The sequence below is a fragment of the Halorubrum persicum genome (assembly GCF_002727125.1).
In the GTDB taxonomy this organism is placed as follows: Archaea; Halobacteriota; Halobacteria; order Halobacteriales; family Haloferacaceae; genus Halorubrum; species Halorubrum persicum.
On record NZ_NHOA01000072.1, the window covers coordinates 1 to 6,366 of the forward strand.

Below are 6,366 nucleotides of genomic sequence, written 5' to 3' on the forward strand. Positions count from 1 at the left end.
GATGTTCGAGGACGGGCGGAAGACGGGGAACTTCGAGGATGACGTGGAGATCGTCGACGTCGCGGAGCTCCTGATCGAGGCGGTGGAAGCGGAATCGTAATCGCGCCGCGGTGCGCGTCTCGGGAGGCGACGCCGATCCGTCTATATAGAGTATATAGTGCCGGGGAGCGATACTGCGTGGGATGTACTCCTAATAGCATACTACTTAACTGGAACTCGTCCACAGTGGGATAATGACGTCAAGCCACGACGCGGATAGCAAGGGGATCACGCGGCGGCAGTCGCTCGCGACGCTCGCCGGTGCGGGGGCGCTGGCGGTCGCGGGCTGTACGCAGAGCACGGAAGACGGTGGCGACGGATCCGACGGCGGGTCCGACGCCCTCTCCGGATCGATCAACATCGCGGGATCGAGCACCGTGTTCCCGCTGATGAGCGCGATCGCGGAGGACTTCGCCGCGGAGCACGACCAGGTGTCGGTCGACATCAGCTCGACCGGCTCGGGCGGCGGGTTCTCCAACTACTTCTGCGTCGGGGACACCGACTTCAACAACGCGAGCCGGGAGATCCAACCGGCGGAGGAGGAGCTGTGCGCGGAGAACGACGTCGAGTACGTCGAGCTCGTCGCGGCGACGGACGCGCTCACGGTCGTCGTCAACCCCGAGGCCGACTGGATCGACCACCTCACCGTCGAGGAGCTCGCCCAGATCTGGGAGTCAGACCCGGTCCAGACGTGGGACGAGGTCCGCGACGAGTTCCCGAACGAGGAGATCGAGCGGTTCGGCGCCGCAGACACCTCGGGGACGTACGACTACTTCATCGAGAGCGTTCTGGAGGAGCGCGGTCACACCAGCGACTATCAGGCGACCGAGCAGGACAACTCGATCGCGCAAGGCGTCACGGGCAGCGAGTACGCGATCGGCTACTTCGGTTTCGCCTACTACTTCCAGAACCCCGACCAGCTCAAGGCGCTCGGGATCGACGACGGCAACGGGCCGGTCGAGCCGAGCCTCGAGACGGCGTCCAGCGGCGAGTACACCCCGCTCTCCCGTCCGCTGTTCACCTACCCCTCGATCGAGTCGCTCGGCAACGACCACGTCGCCGAGTTCGCGCGCTACTTCGTCACCCAGACGACGAACGAGGACCTCATCGCCGGCGACGTGGGGTACGTGCCCGCGACCGAGGAGACCCAAGAAGAGCAGATGGAGACCCTCGAAGACGCCATCGAGCAGGCGCAGGGGTAGGTCGTGATGAACCGGTGTATTGATTTACGACAGCGTTCGATACCCGACCGGTTGTGACAGATAGTACCGAGAGCCCCGATCTCCAGCGGCGGAGCGGGCTCAGACGACTGAAAGAGGGAACCTACGGCGGGCTCTTCGCCGCGTGCGCGGCGGTCACCCTGCTCACGACAGTGGCCATCTTCGTGACGCTGCTGTCGGATGCGGTGGTGTTCTTCCAAGAGATACCGATCGCCCAGTTCCTGACCGGCACCAACTGGAGCCCGAATCCGGCCGGCGGCGGGCAGGCGTTCGGCATCATCCCCCTGCTGATCGGGACGCTCGTCGTGACGGTCACGGCGGCGTTCATCGCGCTCCCCGTGGGGACGCTGACGGCGATCTACCTCAGCGAGTACGCGACGCCGAACGCGCGGTCGATACTGAAGCCGCTCTTGGAGATCCTCGCCGGCATCCCGACGGTCGTGTACGGGTACTTCGCGCTGGTGTACGTCACGCCGGCGCTGAAGGCGACGCTGTTCCCGGAGATGAGCACGTTCAACGCGCTCTCGGCGTCGATCATGGTCGGCATCATGACGATCCCGATGGTGTCGTCCATCTCCGAGGACGCGATGAGCGCGGTCCCCGACGACCTGCGCCAGGCCGGCTACGGGCTCGGCGCGACGAAGTTCGAGGTGTCGACCGGGATCGTGGTCCCGGCCTCCATCTCGGGGATCGCCTCCTCGTACATCCTCGCGGTGTCCCGCGCGATCGGCGAGACGATGATCGTCGTCGTCGCGATGGGCGCGCAAGCGCGGATGCCCGCGGTTCGGGAAGCCGCCTTCGGAATCCCGATCGTCAACCCCGCGGACGTCCTCTTGGAGTCCGGGATGACGATCACCGTCGCGATGGTGCAGATCGCCGGCGGCGACCTCACGGGCGGGTCGATCCCGTACGACTCGATGTTCGCGCTCGGACTCACGCTGTTCGTGGTGACCCTCGTTATGAACGTGATCAGTGATATCATTGCACAGCGGTACCGGGAGGAGTACTGATGGCGACGGACAACACGAACGCGGGCGGGTTCGGTGAGGTGAGCCGGGTCCGCGGGATCGCCTTCGAGTACCTCTCGCTCGGTGCGAGCGTGATCGGGCTCGTCGCCCTCGGCGTGCTCCTCGTGTACGTCACGATCGACGCCTTCGACCTAGCGAACGCCAGCCCGGAGTGGCTGTTGACGTACTTCCTCACCCTCGTCGTTCCGTTCCTCGCTTTCTGTCTGTACAGCGCGAGCGACCCGGAAGTGACTCGACGGGCCCTCAGCGCGCTTGGCGGCGGCCTCGTCGCCGTCGCGGCGCTGTTCACCGCGATCGAGACGTTCGTCGCGCCGATCCCGCGACTCAGCTGGCAGCTCGCGTACCTCTTCGTCGTCGCGATGCCGGTCACCGCGTACCTCACGTACATCGGGAGCCGCGGCCGGGCCGGGGGCGTCGGCTTCGGACTGGTGGGCCGACTCGTCGGGGGAGCCGCCATCGGCCTCGCCGTCGGAACGCTGTTCTTGGTGTTCGACTCGTTGGTGTGGTTCCTCGCGTACACGCTGGGCGTCGTTCCGGCCGCGGCGCTGTACGCGTATGGCCGCCGGCGCTCGGTCAACTGGGCGATGACCGCGGCGGTCCCCGTCGGCCTCGTCGGCCTCGTCGCCGCGGTGTTCCTCCGAGGCGTCATTGTCACGTATCCGTCGGACCTCATCATCTACGTCTGGACGCTCGCGATCCCGGTCGCGATCGCCGGCGGACTGGTCGTCGCGGATCGAGGGAGCCGCCTCGCCGGAGCCGCGACCGGCGGCGTGCCGCTCGCGGTCGCGGTCGCCGGCGGGTTCCTCGCCGGCGGCTTCGGCGTTCCCGGTCCGACGGCGCTGATCGTCCTTGTGACGGTCGGCGTGCCGACGGCGGTTTACCTGCACCGAGTGATCGACGAGGGCGACGGACTGGTCGGCTTAGCGCTGCCGGTCCTCCTCGTCGGGGGTGCGCTCGTCGGCGCGCTCGTCGTCGAGGCGTGGGGCGTTCCGGCGCCCGACCCGTGGCTCGACGCGTCGTTCGTGACGGAGGCGCCGTCGCGGACCGCCGAGGATGCCGGGCTGTACCCGGCGATCGTCGGATCGGTGATCATCATCGCGCTCGTCGCGGTGCTGTCGTTCGTGCTCGGCGTGGGCACCTCGGTCTTCCTCGAGGAGTACACGCCCGAGAGCGGGATCCTCGGCTCGCTGACGCGGCTGATCCAGGTGAACATCGCGAACCTCGCCGCCATCCCGTCGGTCGTGTACGGCCTGCTCGGGTTGGGGCTGTTCGCGAACCTGCTCGGCTTCGGGTTGGGGACCGCGGTGACGGCCTCGCTGACGCTGTCGCTGCTCATCCTTCCGATCACGATCATCTCCGCGCAGGAGGCGATCCGATCGGTCCCGGACGACCTGCGCCGAGGGTCGGACGCGATGGGCGCGACCCGGTGGCAGACGACGAAGAACGTCGTCCTCCCGGAGGCGTTCCCCGGCATCCTGACCGGGACGATCCTCGCGCTCGGGCGGGCGATCGGCGAGACCGCGCCGCTCATCATGATCGGCGCGGCGACGACCGTGTTCAGCGCGCCGGCGAGCCTCTTCAGCCGGTTCAGCGCGATGCCGATGCAGATCTACGCGTGGGCGAACTTCCCGCAGGCGGAGTTCCGATACGGCGTCGTCGCGGCCGGCGTGATCACCCTGTTGATCATCCTCATCGGCATGAACGGGACAGCGATACTACTGCGGAACCGCGCGGAGCGGGGGAGCTAACATGAGTAACACCGAAACCGATACGGAAGCGAACGACTCGCTCATCACGACGGACGTAGAGACCGGATCGAACGAACGGAGCATGACGACGGACGCGACCGCCGTCGCCGCGCGCGACCTGAACGTCTTCTACGGCGACGAGCAGGCGATCGACGGCGTGTCGATGGAGATCCCCGAAAACCGGGTGACCGCGCTGATCGGTCCCTCCGGGTGCGGGAAGTCGACGTTCCTCCGGTGTGTCAACCGGATGAACGACATGATCGAGGTGTGTCGCGTCGAGGGCGACGTGGAGTTCGGCGGGAAGAACGTGTACGACTCCGACGTGGACCCGGTGGCGCTGCGCCGGAAGATCGGGATGGTGTTCCAGAAGCCGAACCCGTTCCCGAAGTCGATACGCGACAACGTCGCCTACGGCCTGAAGATCCAGGGGTACGACGGCGACGTGGACGAACGCGTCGAGGAGTCGCTGAAGGGGGCCGCGCTCTGGGACGAGGTGAAAGACCAGCTCGGCTCCTCGGGGCTCGAACTCTCCGGCGGCCAGCAACAGCGGCTCTGTATCGCCCGCGCCATCGCGCCCGACCCGGAGGTCATCCTGATGGACGAGCCGACCTCCGCGCTCGACCCCGTGGCGGCCTCGAAGATCGAGGACCTCATCGACGACCTCGCCGAGGAGTACACGGTGATCATCGTCACGCACAACATGCAGCAGGCCGCCCGCATCTCCGACCGGACCGCGGTGTTCCTCACCGGCGGCCGGCTCGTCGAGTACGACGACACGACGAAGATCTTCGAGGACCCGGAAGAGCAGCGCGTCGAGGACTACATCACGGGGAAGTTCGGGTAGCACGTCGCGCCGCGGCGCCCTCCTCGATGCGACACGGCCCCGGTCGTCGGCCGAACCTCGGCGGTCCGGCCGGGCGCCGGGACGGGCGGGAGGCTACGCGTCGCTGACGCTGATGAGGCGATTGAGGTGTGAGTCGATGTGGTCGTTGTCGTACTCCCAGTCCTTGGACGGGCCGGGGCCGCCGCCGGCCGGGTTGAACGCGCGGCTGACACCACGCAGTCGGATCCGATAGACGCCCTGTTGGTAGGTGGCTGGCAGCTTGAACACGAGCGTCTGTTTGTGACTGCGATTGCTGGTCGACTGGTGCCAGTACGAGTAGCTGTTCGACGAGCCGCCGGAAGACGGCTTGATCAGCGTCGGATTCCGGCCGCAGCCGTGCGCCGAGGCCCGAACGCTGCGGAAGTGTTCGCCCCACGCTCTGAACGTCACGCGGATGCCGATGTCCTCCCCGGGCGGGCGCTCGATCCGCGGGCACGACTCGGTGATGTCGTTCCACCCCTCCGGCGGTTCCGACCTCGACTCCGGCCACGGGGCCCAGTCGAGGCGGCTGATGTCGAGATTCGGGGCGCGGTTGTCGACCGTGATCGACGACGCGGCTGCGCTCGTCGACAGCGGATCCATGTTCGAGTCAGCGAGCTGGAGCCGCACGTCGTAGGTGCCGTTCCGGTAGCCACGGGTGTTCCAGTTCAACACCCAGAACGGGAACAACAGCGGGTTGTCGTTGAGCGTCTCGTCGTAGTAGGACTCCAGATACGGGATGTCGAGGATCGGGTACCAGCCGTCGGTCCCGGTCGGCTGCACGTGAACCGGGTCCCGACCGATCGCGGGCACGTGCCACTCGTGGCCGGTGAACGGGCGCTCGGCGCCCCCGTCGTAGGAGTAGAGCACCCGGTAGTAGGACGCCTCCTCGAAGCGGTGGCAGCCGTGTAGCTGGAGCGTTCCCGCGAACGGGGCGGTGCCGTCGGGGCGACTGGCCGACGGTCCCGTCGGTTTCGGGCGGTTGATCCGTCGCGCGTAGCCGGAGCTGTCGTCGTAGAGCGAGCTGTCGGTCGACAGCAGACCGATGGACTCGATCGACGGCGTCTCGCACTCGACGTTCTCGGGCGTCAACCCGTCGCAGGTCGGGATCGAGTTCGCGTCGTCGTCGGCGACGAGTTCGACGTTCACCGAGCCGCCCTCGTCCCACCGGACGTCGAAGAACCCCTCCGAGTAGATCGGCTCTTGGGTCCCGTCCCCGTCGACGTCCTGCGTGACGCGGAAGGTGATGTCGGGCACGTCGACGAAGGTCCGCCACTCGGGCACGAACACGTCCCGACAGCGGAGGAACGGGCCGACGATCCGGTCGGGGTCTATCGCCGCGATGACCTCCGGATCGACCGGGACCTCGTCACCGAGTAGTTCGAGCCGTTCCTCGGGGTCAGGTCGCAGGAACCCCTCCGGCAGCGGCGGCTCGGGTGGTTCGGGGAACGCCGGTCGGTCGAGAAGCG

Annotated in this window: 5 protein-coding genes; 4 read left to right on the plus strand and 1 reads right to left on the minus strand. The window is 67.3% G+C overall.

From position 1 onward, the window contains the following. The first annotated feature begins 233 nt into the window (after nt 1–233). The 4 genes from DJ69_RS09125 to pstB are packed head-to-tail and all read left to right on the plus strand — an operon-like array spanning nt 234 to nt 4,879. Nucleotides 234–1,241, plus strand: coding sequence for a PstS family phosphate ABC transporter substrate-binding protein (locus DJ69_RS09125; RefSeq protein WP_099255322.1), 1,008 nt, complete (start codon nt 234–236; stop codon nt 1,239–1,241). Nucleotides 1,242–1,294: 53 nt separating this feature from the next. Next, complete coding sequence (pstC, locus tag DJ69_RS09130) at nt 1,295–2,269, plus strand: phosphate ABC transporter permease subunit PstC (RefSeq protein ID WP_099255323.1); 975 nt, start codon at nt 1,295–1,297, stop codon at nt 2,267–2,269. Beyond that, nucleotides 2,269–4,035: a phosphate ABC transporter permease PstA gene (gene pstA / locus DJ69_RS09135; RefSeq protein WP_099255324.1), complete on the plus strand. Its 1,767-nt coding sequence runs from the start codon at nt 2,269–2,271 to the stop codon at nt 4,033–4,035. The genes pstC and pstA overlap by 1 nt, the downstream gene beginning before the upstream one ends. 1 nt (nt 4,036) lies before the next feature. Continuing rightward, nucleotides 4,037–4,879, plus strand: coding sequence for a phosphate ABC transporter ATP-binding protein PstB (gene pstB / locus DJ69_RS09140; RefSeq protein WP_099255325.1), 843 nt, complete (start codon nt 4,037–4,039; stop codon nt 4,877–4,879). A 93-nt stretch (nt 4,880–4,972) separates the two neighbouring features. On the opposite strand, the gene DJ69_RS18345 is transcribed toward pstB, so the two are convergent. Beyond that, on the minus strand, nt 4,973–6,366 hold a 1,394-nt coding region (locus tag DJ69_RS18345), incomplete at its 5' end, for a hypothetical protein (protein WP_218962310.1).

Coding starts and splice junctions, on each gene's coding strand:
- DJ69_RS09125 (WP_099255322.1), top strand. CDS start 234: ATGACGTCAAGCCACGACGCGGATAGCAAGGGGATCACGCGGCGGCAG.
- pstA (WP_099255324.1), top strand. CDS start 2,269: ATGGCGACGGACAACACGAACGCGGGCGGGTTCGGTGAGGTGAGCCGG.
- pstB (WP_099255325.1), top strand. CDS start 4,037: ATGAGTAACACCGAAACCGATACGGAAGCGAACGACTCGCTCATCACG.